Source organism: Massilia sp. Root133 (assembly GCF_001426525.1).
Lineage (GTDB): Bacteria > Pseudomonadota > Gammaproteobacteria > Burkholderiales > Burkholderiaceae_D > Telluria > Telluria orientalis.
In genome coordinates, this window is sequence record NZ_LMEW01000031.1 from 262,932 (window position 1) to 286,551 (window position 23,620).

General features: G+C 68.4%; 26 protein-coding genes. 10 read left to right on the top strand and 16 right to left on the bottom strand.

The window, feature by feature from the left end:
- The first annotated feature begins 50 nt into the window (after positions 1 to 50).
- Positions 51 to 1,235, top strand: coding sequence for a cystathionine beta-lyase (locus ASD28_RS19245; RefSeq protein ID WP_082577281.1), 1,185 nt, complete (start codon positions 51 to 53; stop codon positions 1,233 to 1,235).
- On the opposite strand, the gene ASD28_RS19250 is transcribed toward ASD28_RS19245, so the two are convergent.
- Positions 1,236 to 1,598 carry a hypothetical protein gene (locus tag ASD28_RS19250; protein WP_056131695.1) on the bottom strand — a complete coding sequence of 121 codons (363 nt, stop codon included), beginning with the start codon at positions 1,596 to 1,598 and terminating at the stop codon, positions 1,236 to 1,238.
- Between the two features lie 46 nt (positions 1,599 to 1,644).
- Positions 1,645 to 2,088, bottom strand: coding sequence for a thioredoxin TrxC (gene trxC, locus ASD28_RS19255; RefSeq protein WP_056131696.1), 444 nt, complete (start codon positions 2,086 to 2,088; stop codon positions 1,645 to 1,647).
- 112 nt (positions 2,089 to 2,200) lie between these two features.
- Here trxC and ASD28_RS19260 point away from each other — a divergent pair, with 112 nt between their 5' ends.
- From ASD28_RS19260 to ASD28_RS19270, 3 genes are read left to right on the top strand one after another with little or no spacing between them, the layout of a single operon-like run.
- Positions 2,201 to 2,986, top strand: a complete 786-nt coding sequence (locus ASD28_RS19260; RefSeq protein WP_056131697.1) for a DUF72 domain-containing protein — start codon at positions 2,201 to 2,203, stop codon at positions 2,984 to 2,986.
- Entirely contained in the window at positions 2,950 to 3,708 is a 759-nt protein-coding gene (locus ASD28_RS19265; protein WP_056131698.1) for a Mut7-C RNAse domain-containing protein, read from the top strand. Before ASD28_RS19260 ends, ASD28_RS19265 begins: the two co-directional genes overlap by 37 nt.
- A 12-nt stretch (positions 3,709 to 3,720) precedes the next feature.
- On the top strand, positions 3,721 to 4,134 hold the full coding sequence (locus tag ASD28_RS19270) for a hypothetical protein (RefSeq protein ID WP_200948846.1): 414 nt from the start codon (positions 3,721 to 3,723) through the stop codon (positions 4,132 to 4,134).
- Here the strand turns inward: ASD28_RS19270 and ASD28_RS19275 are convergent.
- The 6 genes from ASD28_RS19275 to ASD28_RS19300 form a co-directional block, all read right to left on the bottom strand.
- The gene (locus ASD28_RS19275; protein ID WP_056131699.1) at positions 4,131 to 4,541 is read right to left on the bottom strand and encodes a hypothetical protein; all 411 of its coding nucleotides are present in this window, start codon (positions 4,539 to 4,541) and stop codon (positions 4,131 to 4,133) included. The genes ASD28_RS19270 and ASD28_RS19275 overlap by 4 nt on opposite strands.
- 181 nt (positions 4,542 to 4,722) lie before the next feature.
- The gene (locus tag ASD28_RS19280; protein WP_056131704.1) at positions 4,723 to 5,070 is read right to left on the bottom strand and encodes a hypothetical protein; all 348 of its coding nucleotides are present in this window, start codon (positions 5,068 to 5,070) and stop codon (positions 4,723 to 4,725) included.
- Positions 5,067 to 5,504, bottom strand: a complete 438-nt coding sequence (locus ASD28_RS19285) for a GNAT family N-acetyltransferase (protein ID WP_307168651.1) — start codon at positions 5,502 to 5,504, stop codon at positions 5,067 to 5,069. Before ASD28_RS19285 ends, ASD28_RS19280 begins: the two co-directional genes overlap by 4 nt.
- 8 nt (positions 5,505 to 5,512) lie before the next feature.
- Positions 5,513 to 6,316 carry a lipid II flippase Amj family protein gene (locus ASD28_RS19290; RefSeq protein ID WP_056132506.1) on the bottom strand — a complete coding sequence of 268 codons (804 nt, stop codon included), beginning with the start codon at positions 6,314 to 6,316 and terminating at the stop codon, positions 5,513 to 5,515.
- 123 nt (positions 6,317 to 6,439) lie between these two features.
- Positions 6,440 to 7,060, bottom strand: a complete 621-nt coding sequence (locus ASD28_RS19295; protein WP_056131710.1) for an ABC transporter ATP-binding protein — start codon at positions 7,058 to 7,060, stop codon at positions 6,440 to 6,442.
- Between the two features lie 8 nt (positions 7,061 to 7,068).
- Positions 7,069 to 8,205, bottom strand: coding sequence for a hypothetical protein (locus ASD28_RS19300; protein WP_056131713.1), 1,137 nt, complete (start codon positions 8,203 to 8,205; stop codon positions 7,069 to 7,071).
- Positions 8,206 to 8,382: 177 nt separating this feature from the next.
- Between ASD28_RS19300 and ASD28_RS19305 the strand changes: the two genes are divergently transcribed.
- Both ASD28_RS19305 and ASD28_RS19310 read left to right on the top strand, forming a co-directional pair.
- On the top strand, positions 8,383 to 9,522 hold the full coding sequence (locus tag ASD28_RS19305) for a glycerate kinase (protein ID WP_056131716.1): 1,140 nt from the start codon (positions 8,383 to 8,385) through the stop codon (positions 9,520 to 9,522).
- Between the two features lie 49 nt (positions 9,523 to 9,571).
- Entirely contained in the window at positions 9,572 to 10,738 is a 1,167-nt protein-coding gene (locus ASD28_RS19310) for an aminotransferase class V-fold PLP-dependent enzyme (RefSeq protein WP_056131719.1), read from the top strand.
- On the opposite strand, the gene ASD28_RS19315 is transcribed toward ASD28_RS19310, so the two are convergent.
- From ASD28_RS19315 to ASD28_RS19335, 5 genes are all read right to left on the bottom strand, one after another.
- A complete protein-coding gene (locus ASD28_RS19315) occupies positions 10,717 to 11,439 on the bottom strand; it encodes an ABC transporter ATP-binding protein (RefSeq protein WP_056131722.1) in 723 nt (240 codons plus the stop codon). The two genes, ASD28_RS19310 and ASD28_RS19315, sit on opposite strands and share 22 nt — an antisense overlap.
- 9 nt (positions 11,440 to 11,448) lie before the next feature.
- On the bottom strand, positions 11,449 to 13,395 hold the full coding sequence (locus tag ASD28_RS19320; RefSeq protein WP_056131724.1) for an ATP-binding cassette domain-containing protein: 1,947 nt from the start codon (positions 13,393 to 13,395) through the stop codon (positions 11,449 to 11,451).
- A complete protein-coding gene (locus ASD28_RS19325; RefSeq protein WP_056131728.1) occupies positions 13,392 to 14,282 on the bottom strand; it encodes a branched-chain amino acid ABC transporter permease in 891 nt (296 codons plus the stop codon). The genes ASD28_RS19320 and ASD28_RS19325 overlap by 4 nt, the downstream gene beginning before the upstream one ends.
- Before the next feature lie 164 nt (positions 14,283 to 14,446).
- Positions 14,447 to 15,604, bottom strand: coding sequence for an ABC transporter substrate-binding protein (locus ASD28_RS19330; protein WP_056131731.1), 1,158 nt, complete (start codon positions 15,602 to 15,604; stop codon positions 14,447 to 14,449).
- Positions 15,605 to 15,828: 224 nt separating this feature from the next.
- Positions 15,829 to 16,236 carry a hypothetical protein gene (locus tag ASD28_RS19335; protein WP_056131734.1) on the bottom strand — a complete coding sequence of 136 codons (408 nt, stop codon included), beginning with the start codon at positions 16,234 to 16,236 and terminating at the stop codon, positions 15,829 to 15,831.
- A gap of 180 nt (positions 16,237 to 16,416) precedes the next feature.
- Between ASD28_RS19335 and ASD28_RS19340 the strand changes: the two genes are divergently transcribed.
- The 4 genes from ASD28_RS19340 to ASD28_RS19355 are packed head-to-tail and all read left to right on the top strand — an operon-like array spanning position 16,417 to position 19,839.
- The gene (locus ASD28_RS19340) at positions 16,417 to 17,310 is read left to right on the top strand and encodes an EamA family transporter (protein ID WP_056131738.1); all 894 of its coding nucleotides are present in this window, start codon (positions 16,417 to 16,419) and stop codon (positions 17,308 to 17,310) included.
- Positions 17,307 to 17,822, top strand: a complete 516-nt coding sequence (locus ASD28_RS19345) for a GNAT family N-acetyltransferase (RefSeq protein WP_056131741.1) — start codon at positions 17,307 to 17,309, stop codon at positions 17,820 to 17,822. Before ASD28_RS19340 ends, ASD28_RS19345 begins: the two co-directional genes overlap by 4 nt.
- Positions 17,823 to 17,854: 32 nt before the next feature.
- Positions 17,855 to 18,838 (top strand): aldo/keto reductase, encoded by a 984-nt coding sequence (locus ASD28_RS19350; RefSeq protein WP_056131747.1) that lies wholly within the window; start codon positions 17,855 to 17,857, stop codon positions 18,836 to 18,838.
- Complete coding sequence (locus tag ASD28_RS19355; protein WP_082579161.1) at positions 18,838 to 19,839, top strand: ThuA domain-containing protein; 1,002 nt, start codon at positions 18,838 to 18,840, stop codon at positions 19,837 to 19,839. The genes ASD28_RS19350 and ASD28_RS19355 overlap by 1 nt, the downstream gene beginning before the upstream one ends.
- Here the strand turns inward: ASD28_RS19355 and ASD28_RS19360 are convergent.
- The 3 genes from ASD28_RS19360 to ASD28_RS19370 form a co-directional block, all read right to left on the bottom strand.
- Positions 19,796 to 22,297: a TonB-dependent siderophore receptor gene (locus ASD28_RS19360; protein ID WP_056131753.1), complete on the bottom strand. Its 2,502-nt coding sequence runs from the start codon at positions 22,295 to 22,297 to the stop codon at positions 19,796 to 19,798. The genes ASD28_RS19355 and ASD28_RS19360 overlap by 44 nt on opposite strands.
- Before the next feature lie 330 nt (positions 22,298 to 22,627).
- Positions 22,628 to 23,047, bottom strand: a complete 420-nt coding sequence (locus tag ASD28_RS19365) for a hypothetical protein (RefSeq protein WP_156650917.1) — start codon at positions 23,045 to 23,047, stop codon at positions 22,628 to 22,630.
- A 148-nt stretch (positions 23,048 to 23,195) separates the two neighbouring features.
- The gene (locus tag ASD28_RS19370; RefSeq protein WP_156650918.1) at positions 23,196 to 23,615 is read right to left on the bottom strand and encodes a hypothetical protein; all 420 of its coding nucleotides are present in this window, start codon (positions 23,613 to 23,615) and stop codon (positions 23,196 to 23,198) included.
- Between the last annotated feature and the right edge of the window lie 5 nt (positions 23,616 to 23,620).

A 23,620-nucleotide genomic window follows, 5' to 3' on the forward strand; every position in this document is an offset into this window, starting at 1 on the left:
GAGTCGGCTGAAGTGACTCGGCATGGGTTCCCGCTTTCGCGGGAACGACGATGCATGGAGCATCCGACGTGACGAAGACAAAGTCCATCCAGACCACGCTCACCCACAGCGACTACCGCCCGCCGGCCGGCTTCGCCGCATACCCGACGCCGATCCACCACGCGTCCACGGTCCTGTTCAAGGACGTGGCCAGCCTGCGCTCGGGCGACTGGCGCAGCAAGCAGGCCTATACCTACGGCCTGCACGGCACGCCCACGACGTTCACGCTGGAAGCGCGCCTGGCGGCCATCGAAGGCGGCACGCATTGCCTGCTGGCGCCGTCCGGGCTGGCCGCGATCTCGATGATCCTGCTGGCGCTGCTGAAGTCGGGCGACGACGTCCTGCTGCCCGATAACGTCTACAACCCCACGCGCGAGCTGGGACGCTGGCTCGCGAACGACTTCGGCATCTCTGCGCGCTTCTACGATCCGCTCGTGGGCGCGCGCATCGCGGACCTGATCCAGCCGAACACGAAGCTGATCTGGACCGAGGCGCCGGGCTCCGTGTCGATGGAAGTGCCGGACCTGCGCGCGATCAGCGCGGCGGCGCACGACAAGGGCATCCTGGTCGCGCTGGACAACACCTGGGCCGCAGGCCTCGCGCTGCGCGGTTTCGACGTCGGCGCCGACATCGTCATGCAGGCGCTGACGAAATACCAGTCGGGCGGCTCGGACGTACTGATGGGCGCCGTGATCACGCGCGACACCGCCATCAACGACCGCATCGCGACGTCGCACATGCGCCTCGGCATGGGCGTGGGCGGCGACGATGCCTGGCTCGTGCTGCGCGGGCTGGAAACGATGAAGCTGCGCTTCGACGCGCACGATGCGTCCGCGCGCAAGGTGGCGGCGTGGCTGAAAGGCCGTCCCGAAATCGCGAAGGTGCTGCACCCGGCATTCGAGGATTGCCCCGGCCACGACGTGTGGCAGCGCGATTTCACGGGCGCGGGCGGCCTGTTCTCCGTGGTCTTCGACGCGCGTTTTTCGGGCGAGCAGGTCGACCGCTTCGTCGACGCGCTGGCACTGTTCGGCATCGGGTACAGCTGGGGCGGGACGCACAGCCTCGCGGTGCCGTACCGGATGCAGGGGATGCGGCGCGACTGGCCCGACACGGGCCCGCTCGTGCGCTTCAACATCGGCCTCGAAGGGACCGACGATCTCATCGCGGACATCGAGCAGGCGCTCGGCCGGCTCTGATCACACCGGCATCGCGCGGTTGTTGTTCAGGTCGAGGAAGCCGCGGATGATCCTGTACGCCATCCACACCCACGCACCCGCGCCGACGAGCCACGCGATCGGAATCCCGATGATCGTGATGGCAAGCACCACCGCGACCACCATCCAGACCAGGTAGAACCAGAACGACCGGATCATCCACGTGTGGTGGCTGTACACCATCGTCCCGGCCGTATCGGGCCGGCGCATGTAATTTACGATCAGCACGAGGATCGACAGCGTGCCGAGCGAAAAGAAAAACGTGAGCGCATGCGCGACGTACAGGATGCGGGCGAACTGCTTCGCATCCTCGAGGCCGCGTTCGTAGACGAGTTCCTGGGCCATGATCTCTCCTGGTTCTAGATTGCCATTACCATAACCGATCGGCCGCTCATGCGGCGCGCGCGGTCTGCTGCACCCACGCGACGAGGCGGTTCGCATCCATCGCCCCGGCCTGGCGCGCGATCTCCCGGCCGCCCTGGAACAAGGCGATCGTCGGGATGCTGCGGATGTCGTACCGCGCCGCGAGATCCTGCGACGCTTCCGTATCGACCTTCAGCAGGCGCACGTGCGGCTCCAGCCGGCCGGCGGCCTGCGCATACGCGGGCGCCATCATGCGGCACGGGCCGCACCACGCGGCCCAGAAATCGACGAGGACGGGGATATCGTTGCGCCCGACGTGCTTGTCGAAGCGGACGGACGACACGTCCGTGGGCTGGGCCGTGAACAGCGCCTTGGCGCATTTGCCGCAGACGGGCTGGTCGGCCAGGCGCTCGCCCGCGACGCGGTTGACGGCGTCGCAGTGCGGACAGACGATGTGCAGGGACTCGGCCATGGTTTCCTCCTGTAGGTAATCGATATTCTGGGCCCGGTGGCGCGTGCGCCGTCGATCATGCCGTTCGACATAGAATCGGATGCCGGGCGGATGCCCTCCAACATGGGTCCAGATGAGCGAATTGCAATCCACGGCAGTCAATCGGCCCCTGATCGGCTGCGCCGGCTGGGGCCTCAACAAGGACGTGGCGGCCGACTTCCCCGTCGAAGGCAGCCACCTCGAGCGTTACGCGGCCGTGTTCCCCGCGGTCGAGATCAACTCGTCATTCTACCGGCCGCACCAGCCGCACACCTACGCCCGCTGGGCCGCCAGCGTGCCCGACGCCTTTCGTTTCTCCGTCAAGCTGCCGAAGGCGATCACGCACGAGGCGAAGCTGCGCGACGCGGACGAGTTGCTCGACCGTTTCGTCCGCGAAGCCGGCGAACTGGGCCGGAAACTGGGCTGCGTGCTCGTCCAGTTGCCGCCGAGCGGCGTGTTCGATGCGGAGACCGTCGCCGATTTCCTGCCGCGCCTGCGCGCACGCTTTCCCTGCATGCTGGCGCTGGAAGGGCGTCATCCGACGTGGTTCGGCGACACGGCGACCGCGCTGCTGCGCGAGCACGGCGTCACGCGCGTGATGGCCGATCCGCCCGCCGGCCAGCTCGGACCGCACGCGCCGACGACGGCGTCGACCTACATCCGCCTGCACGGCACGCCGCGCATCTACTACTCGTCCTATTCGCCGGAGTTCCTGCGCGAGGTCGAGCAGCGGATCGTCGCGATGGAGCAGCCCGGCGCGGACCTCTGGTGCATCTTCGATAACACGGCCGAGGGCCATTCGGTGCCGAACGCACTGGAGGTGCTGCGCGGCGTGGACGAATCATGGTCAGCGCGACGTTCCGCTTCTACGGCGAACTGAACGACTTCCTCGCGCGTGAGCGGCGCGGACGCTCCTTCGCGGCGCCGTGCGCGCGCGCCGCCACGACCAAGCACATGATCGAGGCGCTCGGCGTGCCGCACACGGAGGTGGAACTGGTGCTGCTGAACGGCGAGTCGCGGGGCCTGGACGACATCCTGGAAGAGGGCGACCGCATCGCCGTCTACCCGCGCTTCACGACCTTCGATGTGGCCGACGTGGCGCGGCTGGACCAGCGTCCGCCGGGCCGCGTGCGCTTTGTCGCGGACGCGCATCTCGGCGGTCTCGCGCGGCTGTTGAGAATGGCGGGGTTCGACACCATCTACCGCAATACGCTGAACGACGCCGAAGTCGAAGCGATCGCGCTCGATGACGGCCGCGCCGTGCTGACGCGCGACCGCGAACTGCTCAAGCGCCGCGGCATCGCGTACGGCTGCTACGTGCGGGCATTGAAGGCGGAAGCGCAGCTGCGCGAAGTGGCCGAGCGCTTCGGCCTGGCCGAGCGCATGCGCCCGTTCACGCTGTGCCTGTCGTGCAATGCGCCGCTGCGGCCCATCGCGAAGGCGGAGGTGAGGGACCGGCTGCCGCCGCGCGTGGCCGCCACGCAGGACGAGTTCAGCACGTGCGACCGCTGCCATGGCGTGTTCTGGAAGGGCTCGCACTGGCGGCGCATGGCGGGCGTATTAAATGAGATACACTACCTTCCCGGACGAGCCATCCGTTGACAGCGTGACCCCATGTTGCAACAAGTATCGATACCCATCCGCACCGAATGTCCTCCCGGCGCCTGCGTCTGCGGGCGCGAGATCCTGCTCGCCGATCCGGACGCGGACCTGCGCCCGCTGCGCCTCACCCGCACGGAAGAGCAAAAACTGCTCGAGCGCATCGACGCCGTCGCCAGCTACGACGACCTGAAACGCCTGCAGGAGCGCATCCGCGCCAACCTCGGCGTCGAACTGAAGATCGCGCCCGGTCCGAACGAGGTGCGCACCTTGCGCGGCATCCTCATCGTGCTGGAAGACCGGCCGGGCCTGTGCAAGAAGGTGCGCCAGTCCGTGCCCGCGGCCGTGCGCAGGGTGCTGGAACGCCATCCCGGGATCACGTACGCGATCCTCGACGCGCACGATCTGTTCGGGGCGGGCGGCGCCTAGCGCTGCGCGATCGACACCGAGGTGAGCACGACCTCGGCCATGCCGACGCCCGGCACGTAGCGCAGCGTCATGTCGTTCTCGTCGTTGCCGCGGCTGAATTCCATGGTCACGTTACCGTCGCCGGACACGAACTTCCGGGGCGATATGGCAAGGAGCCGCAGCGGCCTGTTCCGGTCGATGAGGACGTCCACGTGGCGCATGTCGGGACGCACGTCGACGGACCAGCCGTTCGACATCTCGTACGTGCCAGCGATCTGCCGGGCTTGCTCGTTGCGCAGGCGGTAGGGCCCGTCCATGGGTTTGACCTGGACGACGGCGACGGGGTCGTCCGGCGCCAGGGTTTGCGCCTGCGTGCCGGACGCGGACACGAGCAGGACGGGGATGAGCATCAGGTACAGGGGACGCATGATCGTTCCTTCACGAAGTACATGGAGACTTCGGTCAGGCATCGCGTCGCAACGGCACGATGTCGGCCGCCGGTGTGGTCATCCCAGTCTAGGGCGGAGCACGCCAACCGCAAGGCGGCCAGCGCGTGTATCACGAAACAATCTGATTTTGCCGGGGACCAGACCGGCGCGGCATGACGCGTTACTCGTCGAAATCCTCGGCCAGGTTCTTCCACCCCTTGCTTTTCGCGAACGGCGCGAATTCCTCGGGCGCCTCGAGCACGATGAGACGGCTCTCCTGCAGGCCGGGATCGCTGTGGCCGAAGTCCGGCCCCTTGTACCCGACGGCGCGCAGCCGGTCGATGATGGCGCGCACGAGGACGGAGTCCTTGTAGGCGCCGGGGTCGAGACGGTCCTTGAATTTCACGTACACGTCGATGATCCCGTAGCCCTCGTCGAAAATGCGGATCGACTTGACGTCGAGGTTACGGCCATTGGCGTCCCTGGCCTGGAATGGGCCGGACAGTTCAATATCGGAATCGGTAGTCATGGCGCCAAGGATACCACCGGGCGCGCCAGCGTGTACGCGATCTCGGTGGCGCTGACGGGCGCGCGGCGCCAGCCCTGGGCCGCATAGAAGCGGTCGGCGCGGGTGCCGGCGCCGGTCGTCAGCCGGATCTGCGCGTGGCCTTGCGCGAACAGCCAGTTCGCCGCCCGCTCGAGCAGCGCCTTGCCGAGTCCCCGTCCTTCCTGGCCCGGCTGGATGAAGAGCGCCCAGATCGACGCGTTCACGTTGTCGGCGTAGCTGAAGCCGACGATGCCGCCATCGGCTTCGGCTACCCAGCCGCGGCCCGACCGTTCCAGATAATCCTCGTACATCGCGACCGTGATCCGTGTGGGGTCGCGCAAGGCGTTCTCGGTGACGGCCAGCCGGATGCGCGACATGGCGGGGATGTCGGCGTGGGTTGCGCGTCGGAACAGCACGTGCCCGGTCATATGACGCGGGCCACGGACGCGATCAGCAGCGACGCCGGTACCAGCAACGCCTGCGCGGCGACGGTGCCCGCCAGCCGGCTGCCGACCAGCCAGACGATGGCCTTCCTGAACTGGCTTTCCGTGACGTTGCCTTCGACGACATCGTCCGTCATCCCCGACATGTGCGGGTCGATGAACACGGCCATCATGATGGTCGCGCCGCCGTTGATGATCGAGGAGAGCGTGCTGGAGGTGACGCGGACCGACGGGTCGAGCACGCCGGCGTACAGGGCCGCGAACACGCCGACGGTCCAGAGCGCGGTGGCGCCGACGTTCAGCAGCGTGATCCGGCCCGACACGCCATGTCCCGACCGGAATCCGGTCATGTTGCGCGCGGCGGGCATGCGGGCGACGTCCCGGACGTACGAGAGGCCACCCTTGAAGAAACCATGGAGGATCAGCTTCGGGATCGAGCGATGTGCCTGGAAATGCAGGACCGCGCGGCAGAATACACGCTGGAACGTCGGAATCAGCAGGGCGCCCGCCACCGTCGCAAGACTTGCGGATACGAGCAGCCAGCGAAAATCGGCGAGCAGCGCGCCGCCGGCGAGCGCGTCGAGATGGGTCTCGACGCGCTTCGCCAGGAACGGGCCCAGGAACGAATTCGACGTCCGCGACACGAGCATGAGAATGCCGAACAGGGCCAGCGACACGGCGATCCGCCCGGTCCGTACGCCGGCGATCCGTACCGAATACGCCAGGGTCCCGATCAGGTGGATCACGAACGTCAGGAAGCAGATGAAGAAGAGTTGCGTGTCCATGTCGGCCAGCCGGTTCATTTCACAAAATACACCGCGTCCCACTGCCGGCCATGCGCCGGCGGCGACGCCAGCGCGGCGGCCACAGCGACGAGTGAAGCAGGCTGTGTCATCGCACCTCCCCGATTAACGGTCTGTGAGTGTTTCGAATTCTATCTCTGCCGCGCCGATCGCATCCGCGAATGCCTTGTCGTGCGTGGACATGAAGACGACGGACGTGTCCCGTTGCGCCGCCAGCAGGTCGGCGAGTACGGCGCGCGCGTCCGCATCGAGGCCGTTCGACGGTTCGTCGAGCAGCAGCACGGCGGGTTCGCCGATCCACGCCGCCGCCAGCATCAGCTTCTTTTGCGTGCCCAGCGACATGGCGCCGCAGCGCGTGTCGAGATGGCGCGCGAGACCGAAGCGTTCGACGATGCGGGTGACCTTGTCCGGGATCGCGCAGCCTTTGGCCCAGGCCACGAACGCCAGCAGTTCGCGGCCCGTCACGAACGGGTACACGGGGCACTCGTCCGGCGCGTAGGCCAGGCGGGCTTTCGCGGAGGCCGGTTGCGCGCGCAGGGAGTGGCCGTCGATGACGATGTCGCCGCCATCGGCCTCGTCGACGCCGGCCAGCACCCGCAGCAAGGTCGATTTGCCGATGCCGTTCGGCCCCCGCAATGCGTAGGCGCCCGGCGCGAAGCGTCCGGTCCGCCGTTGCAGCACGGCCCGGGATCCATATGATTTGCTCACGTCGTCGAAGCGCAGCATGGTGTCTCCTAAAGCAGGCAGGCGAACGTGCCTGCCGTCCAGCAGCCCGCCGCGATGGTCGTCAGGACGACGGCATGCCGGTCGCTGATCAGTTGGGGCGTGCGCAGTGCGCACAGCAGGGCCGCGTTCGAGGCCAGCGCCGCCAGCGCGTGCGCCGGCGTGGCGCCGATGGCCCACGCGCAAGCCGTCAGCGCGGCCAGGAACGGCAGGGCCGCCGCCAGCACGGCCGCCAGGTCGTACGGGCGCCACCAGGCGGCGGGCAGCGGCAGCGCACCCAGGTAGCCCATGCTGGCGCGATGCGCGAGATGCAGGCCGCGAAACAGGCCGCTGAACGCTAGGGCGATGGCGCCCTCGGCCAGCAGCATGGTGGGAAAGCTGCGGGCATCCCGCTCGAACAGCTCCACGAGGCCGACGGCCGCCGCCGCGATGGCCGCGGCGGTCAGGCATGTCGCGAGCAGTTCGCCGCGGCGCTCGCGCAACAGGACGGCGAGCGACATTTGCAGCGCGGCGCCACGACGTCCGCCCGGCGCGGGCGGGCTGGCGCGGCGCGCGTGCGGGCTTGGTACGCGGCGCTGTGCGCGCGGCCGCGGTTGCATGACGAGGGCACATGCCGCCGCCGCGCCCACGAGCAGGTTCGCGGCAAGGTCGAGGCGCGTGCCGAACGCCGCCCCCGCCAACACCGCGCCGGCGGCCACGCCGGGCCACGCGCCGGCACGCCGTTCCAGCACGGCTTGTTGCGCGACCAGGGCCAGCAGCGCGACGTCGGCCAGCAGCACGGCGTGGGCGGCCGGTGCGCCGCGGCCGGCGGTCAGCCCAAGCGCGCAGGCGGTGACGACCAGCAGCGGCGAATCGGCCAGCAGCAGCACGGCCAGGTCGGCACGGCGGCGCTGGCGCGGGGTGAACGGCAGCGATCCGGCGAATGCCATGAACGGACCGCCCGCGACCTGGTCGCGCTGCATGGCGACCCAGGCGGCCGCGAGCAGCAGCAGGGCGAGCAGATAGCCCGTGCGCCAGATGGCGCCGTGGCCGGGTGCGAGCAGGGTCAGCAGGGGGCGCGCGTAGGTGTCGAGGTTGCCGAAGGCGGACGCGTTGGCCGACGCCAGCACGCCGGTGGCGAGCAGGATGGCCTGCCAGCGGCGCAGCAACAGGCGTGCGGTGCTGATGGCATACCAGCGCAGGCGCAGGCGGACGAGGGGTGACTGGATGGCGTTCTCCTGGGTCGGGTCGCAGGATTATGAACGACTTTTTGTCGATAGAGCAATATATTCCCGCTGAAGTCCGGGCTCGTATATCCTTCCGGGCATCGAGATCAAGGACAACCCATGAAGATCGTCATCGCCCCCGATTCGTTCAAGGAAAGCCTGACGGCGCTGCAGGTGGCCGACGCCATCGAGGCCGGCATGCGCGAGGTCTGGCCCGACGCGACCTACGTGAAGGTGCCCGTGGCCGACGGCGGCGAGGGCACGGTACAGGCCATGATCGACGCGACCGGCGGCCGGCGCGTGGACGTGCGCGTGACAGGCCCGCTGGGCCAGGCGGTGGACGCGTTCTACGGCGAGGCCGGCGGCATCGCCGTGATCGAGATGGCGGCGGCCAGCGGCCTGGAAGGGGTGCCGCCCGACTTGCGCGATCCGCGCACGGCCACGAGCCGCGGCACGGGTGAACTGATCCGCGCGGCGCTGGATGCCGGCGCGCGCAGGTTCGTGCTGGGCGTGGGCGGCAGCGCGACCAACGACGGTGGCGCCGGCATGCTGCAGGCGCTGGGCGTGCGCCTGCTCGATGCGGACGGCAGGGACCTCGGCCCGGGCGGCGCGGAACTGGCGCGCCTCGACCGCATCGACGCCTCCGGGCTCGACCCGCGCGTGCGCGAGGCGGAATTCCGGATCGCGTGCGACGTCGACAACCCGCTCGTCGGCCCGCGCGGCGCGTCCGCCGTGTTCGGCCCGCAGAAGGGCGCGACGCCGGCGATGGTCGCCCAGCTCGACGCCGCGCTCGCGCATTATGCGGAGGTCATCCGGCGCGACCTTGACGAGGACATCGCGCAAACCCCTGGCGCGGGCGCCGGCGGCGGCATCGCGGCCGCGATGGTGGTGTTCCTGGAAGGGCAGCTGAAACCCGGCGTCGAGATCGTGCTTGATGCCGTCGGGCTCGATGCGGCCGTGCGCGACGCGGACCTCGTCGTGACGGGAGAGGGCCGAATCGACGGCCAGACCGTGCACGGCAAGACGCCGATGGGCGTGGCGAACGTCGCGCGCCGCCACGGCAAGCCCGTCGTCGCCATCGGCGGCGGCCTCGCGGTCGATGCGGATGCCGTGCACGCGCACGGCATCGAGGTCGTGGTCGCGGCGGTCGCGCGGCCGTGTTCCGTCGCCGAGGCGCTGGCCGCGGGCGCGGACAACCTGCGCCGCGCGGCGCGCAATCTCGCGGCGGCGCTGGCGCTGGGGGGACGCCTGCAGCATTGACCGGGGCGGGCTATGATGGCGGTTGCACAACGCCCGACAGGAGCCCGTCTTGACCGCCATCCTTCCCGACGACGAATCGTTCTGGTCCACCGTCCGCGCGCAATACACGCGCTCGCCCGACTTCCTCAACCTGGAGAACGGCTACTTCGGCATGCCGGCCGATCCCGTGCGCGCGGCGCTCAAGCGTTACCAGGAGGAGGTCGACGTCGAGAACGCGTTCTTCCTGCGCAAGCGCTGGCCCGCGCGCCTCGCGCACGTGAAGGCGCTGCTCGCCGGCTTCACCGGCGTCGCGCCCGATGAGCTCCTGATCACCCGCAGCGCCGTCGAGTCGTTGAACATCGTGTTCCAGGGTTATCCGTTCGAACCCGGCGACGCGATCCTGATGGCGCGCCACGACTACGACTTCAGCCACGACATCGTCCGCATGGTCGCGGCGCGCAAGGGCCTGGCCGTCATCGAGGTGGACGTGCCCCACGACCTGGAAGACGAGGACGCGATCGCGGCGCTGTACGCGGACGCGATCACGCCGCGCACCCGCGTGCTGCTGATCACGCACATCGTGCACCGTACCGGCCGCATCATGCCGGTGGCGCGCCTGGCCGCGCTGGCGCGCGAGCGCGGCGTCGATCCCATCGTCGACGGCGCTCACGCGCTCGCGCAACTGGACTACAGGATCCCGCAACTGGGCACGCAGTTCGCGGCGTTCAACCTGCACAAATGGGTCGGCGCGCCGCTGGGCACGGGCCTGCTGTACATCGCACGCGAACGCATCGCCGACATCGCGCCGCTGTACGGCGACGTGACGTTCGGCCGCACCGACATCGACAAGCTGGGCGCGTTCGGCACCGTGCCGCCGGCGCCGATCATGGCCATCGAGGACGCGCTGGCGTTCCACGCGGCGATCGGCGCGCGCAACAAGGAAGCGCGCCTGCGCTGGCTCGCGCGGCGCTGGATGGACCAGGTGCGCGACCTGCCCGGCGTGCAGATCTACACGCCGCGCGATCCGAACCTGCACTGCGCGCTGGGCGCGTTCGGCATCGACAGCGTGCCGGCCGCGGAGGTCGCGCGGCGGCTGATGGATGAACACCGCATCTTCACCGTCACGCGCAAATTCGGCGGCACCGAGATCGTGCGCGTGACGCCGCACCTGTACAACGGGCCCGAGGACCTCGATGCGCTGGCGGATGCGATCCGTCAGTGGGCGCCGCCCAGGTAGGCCGCGACCACCTTCGGATCGTTCTTCAAGCTCGCGGCGGGGCCGTGCACGGCGATGCTGCCGTTTTCCAGCACATAGCCGTAATCGGCCACGTTCAGCGCGGCCTGGGCGAACTGCTCGACGAGCAGCATGGTAACGCCTTCCGTCTTCAGCCGCGCGATGATGCGGAAGACTTCGTCGACGAGGATCGGCGCGAGACCCATCGACGGTTCGTCCAGCAGCACGACGTCCGGATTCAGCATGACGGCGCGCGCCATCGCCAGCATCTGCTGCTCGCCGCCGGACAGGGTGCCGGCCAGCTGCGTGCGGCGTTCCTTCAGGCGCGGGAACAGTTCCAGTGCGCGCTCCAGGTCGTGCTGCACGTCGCCCTTCGGCCGCGAGCGGGTGAAGCGCGGGAAGGCGCCCAGCAGCAGGTTGTCCGTGACGGTCATCGTCGCGAACACGCGCCGCCCCTCCGGCGAATGGGCGAGGCCCGCGCGCGCGATGCGGTGCGATTCCATGCCGGTGATGTCGCGGCCGGCGAGCAGTACCTTGCCGCCGCGCGGCTTGATCATGCCGGAGATGGCGCGCATGGTCGTCGTCTTGCCGGCCCCGTTGGAACCGATCAGCGTGACGAGTTTGCCTTTCGGGACTTCCAGCGAGATCCCGTGCAGCACTTCGACCTTGCCATAGGCCGCGTGCAGGTTGTCGATGGTGAGCATGCGGTCTCCTCAGACGGCGGCGGAGGCGGCGGGTTCGCCGGCGCCGCCCAGGTAGGCTTCGATCACGCGCGGGTCGGACTGGACGCGCGCCGGCGTGCCCTCGGCGATCTTCTGGCCGAAATCCAGCACGGTGACGGTGTCCGAGATCGACATCACGACGTCCATGTGGTGTTCGATCAGGACGATGGTGATGCCGTGGTCGCGGATCTTGCGGATGATGGCCATCAGCTCGCGGATGTCCGGCGCCGTCAGGCCCGCGGCCGGTTCGTCCAGCAGCAGCAGGCGCGGGTCGAGCGCCAGCGCGCGGCCGATCTCCAGCAGGCGCTGCTTGCCGTAGGGGAGGTTGCGCGCTTCTTCGTCGACGAGGTCGGCGAGGCCGACGAAACTCAGGATCGCGGCCGCCCGCGCGCGCGCGGCCAGTTCCTCGCGCAAGCGGCGCGGCGTGTGCAGCATGGCGTCGAACACGTTCGAGCGGAAGCTGTGGTGCAGGCCGACGAGGATGTTTTCCGTCGCCGTCATCTCGCCGAACAGCTGCACGTTCTGGAACGTCCGCGCGATGCCGCCCAGCGCGATCTGCGCGGGCGTGCGGCCCGTGATGCCGCTGCCGGCGAAGACGACCCGGCCGGCCGTCGGTTTATAAATGCCGGTGAGGACGTTCATCATCGTGCTCTTGCCCGACCCGTTCGGCCCGATCAGGCCGTGCACGGTGCCGCGCGCGACGGCCAGGTCCACCTGGTTCAGCGCCTTCAGGCCGCCGAACTGCATCAGCACCTGCTCGACTTTCAGCAGATCGCCGCCGGTGGCTTCCGCCTGCGGCACGCCGGCGAACGGATCGCCGCCGTGGTCCGCCAGCGCGCGCGCATGCGTGCGGCCGCGCCCGAGCAGGTCGCGCAGGAAGCCCACGATGCCCTCCTGCAGGTAGTAGACGACGAACAGCGTCATGAGGCCGAAGATCGTCAGGCGCCAGTCGACCATGCTTTCCAGCTTGTAGGAGACCACGGCCAGCGCCAGCGTCGCCACGACGGGGATGGCGACGCGGCGCGCGGTCGTCTTGCGGCGCGCCAGCAGCAGCCCCGCGCCGACGACGGCGAGGATCGCGGCGCCGATGGCGATGCGGCGGAACAGGTCGATGTCGGACAGGAGGCTCGGCAGCATCACGACGATCACGGCGCCGATCAGCGCGCCGCTGCGGGTCTTGCGGCCGCCCATGATCACCGCGAGCAGGAACAGGATCGTCAGCTCGAAGTTGTACGTGTTGGGCGAGATGTACTGTTCGGAATAGGCATACAGGCTGCCGGCCAGGCCCGCGAAGCCGGCGCTGATCACGAACGCATAGACTTTATAACGGTACACGGAGACGCCCATGCAGTCCGACGCGATGGGACTGTCGCGCAGCGCCTCGAACGCGCGGCCGATGTGCGATTTCAGCAGCCGGTGCACGAGCAGCAGCGACACGATCATCAGCGCGGCCACGGCGTAGTAGTACTCGACTTCCGACAGCTCGTGCCCGGCCACGGTGGGCTTCGTCAGCATGATGCCCATCGGGCCCTCGGTGAGGAAGGTCATCTCGTTGATGAGGATTTGCACGATGGTGCCGAAGGCCAGCGTGACCATCGCGAGATACGGCCCCGTCACCCGCAGGGCGGGCAGGGCGAGGATCGCGCCGAACAGCGCCGCGCCCGCGATGCTGGCCGGGAGCGTGAGCCACCATGCGGCGCCCAGCTTCATCACGAGCACGCCCGTCACGTACGAACCCACGCCGAACAGGCCGGCGTGGCCCAGCGACACCTGGCCCGTGTAGCCGACGACGATGTCGAGGCCGAACAGCAGGATCGCGTAGATCAGGATCGTCTCGACGAGGTGGATGTAGTACGGGTTCCCGACCAGCACGGGAAAGGCGGCCAGCAGCGCGATGCCCGCGATCGCGCCGCTCCAGGTCAGCTTGTTCATCGTCATACCTTCTTGATGGCGGCCTTGCCGAACAGGCCGGACGGCTTCACGGCCAGCACGAGCAGCAGCAGGACGAGGCCCGGCACTTCCTTGTAGCCGGTCGACAGGTAGAAGCCGGTCGCCGTTTCCGCGATGCCGAGGATGATGCCGCCGACGATGGCGCCCATGCCCGACGTCAGCCCGCCGATGATCGCGACGGCGAACGCCTTCAGGCCCAGCGACGCGCCCATCGTGGCGCTCGTGAGCGTCAGGGGCGCGACGAGGGCGCCCGCGAAGGCGGCCGTCGCGGACGACAGCGCGTACGAGAACGTGATGACCATGCCGGTGTTGATGCCCATGAGGCCCGCCGCGTCGCGGTCGTTCGCGGTGGCGACGACGGCCTTGCCGTAGATGGACTTGCGGTTGAAGATCTCGACGGCGAACATGATGGCGAGCGCGCCGACGATCACGGCCACCTGCATCGGCTGCACGTTCGCGCCGAGCACGGTGAACGGTTCGGACGACAGCGGCGACGGGAAGGGCAGCACGTCCTTGCCCCAGATGTTCTCGGCCACGTTCTTGAAGATGATGGCGAGGGCGATGGTCGACATGATCCAGCCGAACTCCGACTTGATGCGGATCGCGGGCCGCACGGCGATCCATTCGACGAACACGCCCTGCAGTGCGCCGAACAGGACGACGATGGGAATCATCAGCCAGTAGCCGAGATAAGGCCCGCCGTGGATGGTGCCGACGAGCGACAGGCCGACGAGCGCGCCGAGCATCAGCGCCTCGCCCTGGCCGAAGTTGAGGGTGCCGGACGTGGCGAACGTGAGCTGGTAGCCGAACGCGATCACGGCATAGATCATGCCGAGCGCGATGCCGGACACGACGAGTTGGAGCAGGATCTCCATGGTTCCTCCAGGGGCGGCACGTGGATAGAGCTCGTCGTTCCCGCGCAGGCGGGAACCCATGCTGAAGGGCCGAAGCCGGGCCTCGTTCGAACTGCGGGATGTCCGGGATACGGAATCCGGTTCGTCAGTATGGGTTCCCGCTTCCGCGGGAACGACGGATTACGTTACTTGGCCTGCACCACTCGCCCATCCTTCACTTCACCGAACTTGGTGTTCTCGAAGTTGATGGCCTCATGGTCCGTATGCGAGTACGGCTTGTTGTAGGTGGTGACGACGCCTTCGACCGGCGTCTTGAGGTCTTCCAGCGCGGCGGCGATCTTCGGACCCTCGGTGCTGCCGGCCTGCTGGATGGCGGCGGCGAGCAGGTACACGGAATCGTAGCCCTGCGCGGCCGACACGGCCGACGGCATGCGGCCGCCCGGCGGGTTGTAGGCCTTGATGTAGGCGTCGATGAACGCCTTGCGCTTCGGCGTGTCCGGGTTCTGGATGAAGGTCTGCGGCATGCGGGTGCCGTCGCCGTTCTTGCCCGCGTTGTCGATGAAGTTGGCCATCGCGAGCGTCCAGCTGCCGACGATGGGCACTTTCCAGCCCAGCTTCTGCATGCCGTTGGCGATCTGCGCCAGCTCGGGGCCGATGCCGTAGGTGAGGACGACGTCGGCGCCGGCCTGCTTGGCGCGCAGCAGTTGCGCCGTCATGTCGACGTCGCCGATGTTGTATTTCTCGACGACGACCGGCTTCACGCCTTTCTTGTCGAGCACCTTCTCGAGGTCTTCGCGGCCCAGCTGGCCGTAGTTGGTGGAGTCGGCGAGGATCGCCGGCTTCTTGAAGCCGCGGCGCGTGATCGCTTCCTCGACGATCATCGCGGACTGGATGGTGTCGTTCGCGGAGTTGCGGAAGATGAAGTTTTGCGGCTGGTTCGCGAACTGCTTCGTGACGATGGAGCCGGTGGCCACGTTGTTCATCACGGGGATCTTCGCCTGCTGGTAGAAGCGCTGCGAGGCGAGGGCGACGCCCGTGTTGATGTAGCCGACGGTGGCGGCGACGCGCTCCTTGTTGATGAGTTCCTGCGCGACCTGCACGCCGCGCTCGTTCTTCGCTTCGTCGTCGCGTTCGACCAGTTCGATCTTGCGGCCCAGCACACCGCCCTTGGCATTGATTTCAGCGGCGGCGAGACGGACGCCATCGCGCATCGACACGCCCATCGGCGCCGACCCGCCCGTGAACGGACCGGACACGCCGATCTTGACCGGCTCCGCCGCCATGCCCGACATCGAAAAACCCAACACTACCCCTGCAAGCAATGCCTTTACCTTGAAATTCATTGTCGTCTCCGTAGTCGTATTCTCGTTTTACGCCGGGCACCGCGGACCAGTGCCGGGCCCATCGTGAGCCGATTGTAGAATGGCAATCAGACAACAGCAATCGATTGATGTGACGCGATGCAACATGCGTCATTCATGCAAATGCGTAAGGAAAGCGTCAGGCAGCAGGGGTACCGGCGAAAAAAAAGCTGCGCCGAAGCGCAGCCTTGTCGGTGGAGCGGGCGTCAGCGGTGACGCCACCCGCCGCGATGGCCCCAGCCGCCGCGATGGCCGCCGCTCCAGTGGTTCCAGCTGAAGCCGAGGCCGATCGAGATCGGCGGATACCACAGCGGGTCGGCATACACCGGGGCCGGCGCGTAGATCGGCGCGGGCGCGTAGACCGGCGGCGCGACGTACACCGGCTGGGTCACGACGGTCGCCGGGGCCGGGGAATAGGTCACGCGGCCGGCGTCGCCCGATGCCGCCGCGGCCGCACCGGTCCCCGGCGCCACCGGCGTCACGGACACGACCTGCCAGCCGTTGGCATCGGGTTGCGAATAGGCGCGCGTGCCGTAGTTGGCCGGCGCCGGGTAATACGTGGCGCAACCGGTCAGGGCGGCGGCGCAGGAAACGATAATAGCGAGCTTGATCATGGCGGTTCTCCTCACCTGCCAACTATAAAGAATCCGTTGGCGCGTGCCTGTTGTTTTACAGGCTGTTACAGATGTTCATGATCCGGAAAAAGAGCGTTACCGGGCCAGTCCCATCGTAGCGCCCGCGGAGGGGGCCGGATTGATGATATCGTTGCAGGTTTCGCTACACGCCGCTTTTCGATGTCCTCTTCCACGCGTCCGTCCGTTGTTCCCTACGCAGCCCTGCTGTTGTCCCTCGTCTCGCTGACGACGGGCGCCTCGCTCGCGAAGCACCTGTTCCCCGTCGTCGGCGCGGCCGGCGCCACCGCGATGCGGCTGACCTTCGCCGCCGTGATCCTCGCGATCGTGTTCCGGCCGTGGCGCATCGGCGTGCGGGGTGATGGACGCGCGCTGCTGCAATACGGCCTGTCGCTGGGCGCCATGAACCTGAGCTTTTATTCGGCGCTGGCGTATGTACCGCTGGGGATCGCGATCGCCGTCGAGTTCACGGGGCCGCTCGTCGTGGCCGTGGCGACGTCGCGCCGGCGCCTGGACTTCGCCTGGATCGCGCTCGCGTGCGTGGGCCTCGCGCTGCTGCTGCCGCTGGGCGGCGATGCGCCGGCGGTGGACTGGCGCGGCATCGCGTTCGCGCTCGTCGCGGGCGCCTGCTGGGCCGTGTACATCCTGGCGGGCAAGCGCGCCAGCGACGCCTACGGCGCGGCCGCGTCGAGCTGGGGCACGCTGCTCGGCGCGCTGATCGCCGCGCCGGTCGGCATTGCGCACGCGGGCGCGGCGCTCTTGGCCCCGTCCGTGCTGCTGCTCGGCTTGGCCGTCGCCGTGCTGTCCAGCGCGATCCCCTATTCGCTCGAGATGGTCGCGCTGCGCCGCCTGCCGGCCAACACGTTCAGCACCCTGCTCAGCGCGGAGCCGGCCATCGGCGCGCTGATGGGCCTCGTGCTGCTGGGCGAGCACCTCGACGTGTCGCAGTGGCTCGCGATCGGGCTCATCGTCGCGTCGTCGATCGGCGCCGCGACCAGCGCGAGCCTGGCCGCGCGCCGCCGTCCCGCCGATGCCGAACCGCCGGTGCCGCTATGACTGAACGGATCCGGCTGCTGCAGGAAGACGACTGGGCCGCGTTCCAGCAATTGCGCGTCCAGGCGACCGTCGAGTCGCCGCTCGCGATCTGGCCCACGCGCGACGAAGAGGCGGGACGCACGCCGGCCGAGGTCCGCGCGCGCATCGCGCCGACGGTATTCCAGGCCGTGTTCGGCGCGTTTGCGGGCGACGAACTCGTCGCGATCGCCGGCGTGCGGCGCGAACCGCTGGCGCAGGTGGCGCACAGGGCGATGCTGTGGGGTGTCTACGTGCATCCGGCGCATCGGCGCGGCGGCCTCGCGCGGCGCTTGCTGGCCGCCGCGTGCGCGCATGCGCGGGCGCAGGGTGTGCTGCAGATCCACCTGGCGGTAAATGCCCGGAACCCGCGCGCGCTCGCCCTGTACGAGTCGCTCGGGTTCGTCCCCTATGGCCGCGAGCCGCGCACCTTGCGGGTCGACGGCGTTTTTTACGACGAGATCCTGATGGCGCTGCCGCTGGATCGGGTACAGTAGCGCACCCACACAACGACTAACGAGGGAAGACGATGCAGCGACGACAACTGGGCCCCGACGGCCTGACGATACCGGAAATCGGCCTGGGCTGCTGGCAGCTGGGCGGCGGCTGGAGCAACGACTGGAACGACGACATCGCGCAGCAGACCTTGCAGACGGCCATCGACGCGGGCGTGCGCTTCATCGACACGGCCGATGTCTACGGCGACGGCGCCAGCGAGCGCTCGATCGGCCGCTTCCTCGCCGGCCGCAAGGATGCGGATATCGTCGTGGCGACGAAACTGGGCCGCGCGGGTATTTACCCGGACGGCTACACGCGCGCGTCGCTGCGCGAAGCGACGCAGCGTTCGCTCGAGCGCCTGCGGGTGGACGCGCTGGACCTCACGCAGCTGCATTGCGTGCCGACGGAGGTGATGCGCCAGGGCCACGTGTTCGACTGGCTGCGCGAGCTGCAACAGGAGGGCTTGATCAAGCGCTGGGGCGCCAGCGTGGAGTCGGTCGAGGAAGGCCTCATCTGCCTGGCACAGGACGGCCTGACGTCGCTGCAGGTGATCTTCAACATCTTCCGCCAGAAGCCGGCCGAGGAACTGTTCCCGCGCGCGGCGGACAAGAAGGTCGGCATCATCGTGCGCCTGCCGCTCGCGAGCGGCCTGCTGGGCGGGAAGATCACGCGGGCGACGACGTTCCGCGACGACGACCACCGCAATTTCAACCGCGACGGCGCGATGTTCAACGTGGGCGAGACGTTCGCCGGACTGGAACTGGAGCGCGGCATCGCGGCCACCGAGCAGGTGGCGGCGCTGGTGCCGGCCGGGATGACGATGGCGCAGATGGCGCTGCGCTGGATCCTCGACCACCCGCAGGTGTCGGTGGTGATTCCCGGCGCGAGCCGCCCGGAGCAGGTGCGGGCCAACGTGGACGCGGCGGCAGTGCAGCCGCTGCCGGCGGACCTGCACGAGAAACTCGCCGGCGTGTACCGCGCCCACGTGCGCGACTTCATCCGCGGGCCGTACTGATGATGCGCGCCGGTGCGCTGGCCGCGCTCGTCCTGGCCGCAACGATGGGCGGCGCAGCCGCGCAAACCGGATCGCACGGCACCTGGGCCGGACCGCCCGCCAACGCGGGCCCCATCGCCGTCACGCCCCCGCCGCCGGGCGCGGCGCCGGCGTCCCCGGTGCCGCCCGGCATGCGTTCGCCTTCGCCCAAGCACGTGCTGGTACTGGGCGGGGCGCGCGGCTGGCATCACGATTCGATTCCGGCCGGGATGGCCGCCGTCTACAACTGGGGCCGCGCGACGCATCTGTGGGACACCGACATGCGCACGGAATTCAGCCTCGTCAACGGGCGCGGCGGCCAGCCGATGACGGCCGGCTTCCAGCCCGTGGGCCTGCGCGACTTCGATGCGATCGTCGTCGTCAGCGCGACCGGCGATTGGGGGCTGGACGCTTCCCAGAAGGCCGCGCTGCTCGACTTCGTGCGCGCGGGCGGGGGACTCGTCGCGATCCACGGCGGCGTCGACGCGAACCACGGCTGGAAGGAATACGTGGACATGGTGGGCGGGGCGTTCGTGTCCCACCCCTTCAACAATCACGCGTGGCCGCTGTTCCCGTTCCCGCTGCGGACCGAGAACCGCGACACCCCGATGACGTCGTTCCTGCCGGCGCGCTGGATCCGGCAGGACGAGCTGTACGTCGTGCGGAATTTCTCGCGCGCCGATGCGGAAGTCCTGCTCAGCATGGACGGCGAGCGGCTGGACATGACGCGCATCCCGGAGCAGCTGCCGCCCGACCGCGACATCCCCGTCGCCTGGATCAAGCAGTACGGCAAGGGACGGGTGTTCGCGTCCACGATCGGGCACGCGAAGGAAGCCTTCGACGATCCCGACGTGGCGCGCATGTACACGGAGGCGATCCGCTGGGCGCTGCGCCTGTCGGGAGACGACGCGCGCCCACGTCCCTCGGTGATTCCCGCGCTTACAGCGCCACGTCCAGGCGGGCAGACCAAGAACGGCCGTTGATGCCGAACGGGCAGGTCTCCCAGCAGTAGGTGAAGCCCAGCTGCGGGAACGGCGCCGCCTTGACCGGGTCCCACTTGGTCGGGAACGTGTTGAAGATGTTGTTCGAACCGACGGTCAGGCTGGTCGACTTCGAGAAGTTGTAGCGCACGGTGGCGTCCACGATCCACTTGCCGTCCCAGGTCTGCACGAACGGGGCGGTGAAGCCCTGGCCCTGCACTTCGCCGTACCAGTTGGCGCGTACGTTGCCGTTCCACTGGCCGTGCGTCAGGTCGGCCGCCAGCACGTGGTGCTGGCGCGGCTGGCCGCGTTCGATCAGGGTCACCTGCGAGTCGTCGAACAGCTGGGCGCCCGTCAGCACCGGCGAATCCGAATGGCGGCCCGTCACCGACGTGCGGTTGAAGTCCAGCTGCGCGGACAGCACGAGCGTCGTGGCCGGCCAGCGGGTCGTGTGCTCGGCGACGATGTCCAGGCCCTTCGTTTCGGTATCGATCGCGTTCGTGAAGAACTGCGCCTGGCCGACCTTGAGCGGATCGAGGATGGCCTTGATCGGGCAGGCGGCGGCCGTCGCGCACGCACCCGATTCCGGCGCGATGTTCGACGAGAACACGATGCGGTTGTCGATGTCGATGCGCCACAGGTCGGCGGTCACCGAGAAGTTCGAGGCCGGACGCAGGATGATGCCCACGCTGCCGTTCTTCGACGTTTCTTCCTTCAGGTTCGGAATGCCGAAGGCCTTGGTGACGGCGCTGCCTTCGCGCGCCGTCAGCGTCTCGGTCAGCACGCCGGCGCTGTTCAGGTTCGTCGACACGGAGCTGTAGAATTTCTGCTGCACGCTCGGTGCGCGGAAGCCGGTCGACAACGTGCCGCGGAAACCCACCTGGCGGCTCGGGTCGTAGCGCAGCGACAGCTTGCCGGTCGTCGTGCTGCCGAAGTCCGAGTATTTTTCCCAGCGCGCGGCGGCGCCGACCAGCAGCTGCGGCGTGATGTTGTATTCAGCGTCGGCGTACAGCGCGATGTTGTGGCGTGCATCGTCGACGGCGGTAGCGGGCGTGTAGCCGGGGAAGCCCTGCGTGCCCGACGCGGCCGCGCCGCCCGTCTGGTCCTTGATCACGATGGCCGGATTGTTGGTGCGGCCGTACTGGTAAGAGACCGGGTCGCCGGCGTCGATCGCATAACCGTCGCGGCGCCATTCGAAGCCCGTCGCGAAGTTGATCTTCCTGCCCAGGACGTCCAGCGGGCCGCGCAGGTCGGCATTGAACGTCGTCTGCTTGAATTTCAGCTTGCCGGTATCGGCTTCCAGCGGGGACTCCGCATAGATGCCGCCGCCCGGTTTCGGCTCGAACCAGTAGCTGACGTTGATCGTGCTCTTTTCGTGGAAATCCAGTTCGCTGCGGCCGTGGTTGAGCGAGACGTCGACCTTCCAGTCGTTCGCGAGGTCGCGGCGGTAGCCGACGGCCAGCGACGCATCCTTGACGGTGGTGCGGATGTTCGGCAGGAAGCCGTTCGGGTAGACGGCAGGCACGTTGCGGCCGTCGCCCGCGGAGCGGAAGAAGCCGGCCGAATCGCCCGTGCGGTGCGATACGCCGCCGAAGGTATAGAACTCGCCTGCGCTCGACACGGGAACGGCCGAGTTCCACCAGAAGTACTTGTCTTTCGCGAGGCTGTCGCCGATGCGCTGCGTGACGCGCGGCGGGTCGACCCGGAGGGAGTCCACGCCGGCGCGGTTGGTTTCGCCGCGGTGGCGGGCCTCGGCCGTCAGGTTGATGTAGCCGCCGTCGCCGATCGTCCAGCCCTTGTTGACGCTGCCCTGGCGCAGCTCGCCGCCGCCCTCGGTCGTGCCGCCGACGGTGCCGGACAGCTGCGTTTCGTTGGTCTGGTTCTTCAGCACGATGTTGATCACGCCGGCGATCGCGTCGGAACCGTACTGCGCGGCGGCGCCGTCGCGCAGCACCTCGATGCGCTGGATCGCCGACATCGGGATCGCGTTGATGTCCGTACCGGCCGAGCCGCGGCCGATCGTCTGCTGCACGTTGACGAGCGCCTGCTGGTGGCGGCGCTTGCCGTTCACGAGCACGAGCAGCTGGTCGGGGCCCAGCGAGCGCAAGGTGGCGGGGCGGATGATGTCGGTGCCGTCGCTGATGAACGTGGTCGAGAAGTTGAAGGACGGGTCGAGCGTCTGCAACAGCTTGCCCAGTTCCACCGGACCGGCCATCGCCATGTCCTTGGCGCCGATCAGGCCGACCGGCGCGGCCGAATCCAGAGCCGTGCGCGCGGTCGAGCGCGAGCCCAGCACCACGACGGACGCCATGCCCTTGTCGGCGGGCGGCTGTGCCTGCGGCGCAGTGGCGGGGGGAGGATCGGCGGGGGTCTCTTGGGACCAGGCGGGAGAGAAGGCCAGGAACAGCGAGGAAGCGAGCAAAGTGCGGGTGAAAACGGGTACGGCGCGGAGTTGGGTCATCCTTATTCTCTCGTCGATGGTTGTTGTTGTGAGAACGCCCAACCGCACCGGGTGGATGCCGGCCAGGCGTGACTCAGTGTAACGAGCGCCCAGCCGTATTCACAATCGTCACCTGTCTATACTGTTGTGAAATTGATGCATGAAGGGCAATCTTGCTTGTTGTGATAGACGAATTACGGCTATTCTGGGGAGGATGCCAGCATTGTCGGCCACACAAGGGGCCGCTTGCGAGCATGAGAATTCCGAATATGCATATACGCGGAATGTCACAAAGTTGCTGATTTGTTAGCGCGGGACAGGCCCGGCGGCACGCCGGGCCAGGGTCGACGGTCAGGCCGATACGTCGATGGTGGCGCCCGGCGGGGCGGTGGGCGCGGTCGTTGCGGACGCGCTGTAGGTCAGCGATTCTGCGCCGCCGGCTTGCGTCCGGTGGCTCCGGTGGTGCTGCGCTCCCTGCGTTCCGCCGCTGGCTTCCTTGCGGTCGTCGCGCAGCTTCGCGAGCGCCTGTTTGGCCGCATCGGCGTCGCCGCTGTCGAGGGCCTTGCCGATGGCGGCGATGGCTTGGTCGCGCTGGTTCGTGGTCCCCGACGCATCGGTCGCGCCCTGGCGGTTTTTCTGGAGCGTGTCGAACGCCGCCTTGGCGCTCGCGAGGTCGCCGCTGTTGATGCCGTCGACGAGCGATTTCATCGCGCCGCCGCGGGAGGCGGGCTGTGGGGACACCGAGGTGGTCGAGATTGCGGATACGGTCATGCTGATTCTCCCGTGAGTTGACAAGAGGCGCCGATCGCGTCGTTGCGTCGAGCGCCGAGCCTTATAACGTCACGGGTCGGCAAACCTGTTGGGCAAGCGGGGCGGTTTTACCCCGCTTTACATGCATTACGCGCCGTCCATGTAGCGGTCACACGTAGACATTGATCGTGTTGACGATGCCCTGCGCGACGGCGTCTTCGACCGCGACGCTCGTTAGTGCGGGATTCGATTTCAGGATCGTGCCCCAATCGCCCGGCACGGCGGCCGCCACGGACGTGCCGGACGCTGCGGACGTGTCCACGGATGCGGCCGGATCGGTCGGCGCCGGCGCGGCCGTGTCCGCCTGCGCCATGCCGGCCTGCGCGACCGCGTTCAGCAGGCCCGTCGCGTCATACGTCTGGACGCCGCTGTCGCGGTTGCCCAGGGTCGCGACGATGCTCGCTTGTTCGGACAGGTTCGACAAGGTCACGCGGGTCGCCGGATCCTGCGTCGCGGGCTCGGGCGGTTTCGTCGTCACGGACGTGTTTGGCGTCGGGGTGGGCGTCGATGAGAGGGAAGAGATGGCCATGATAT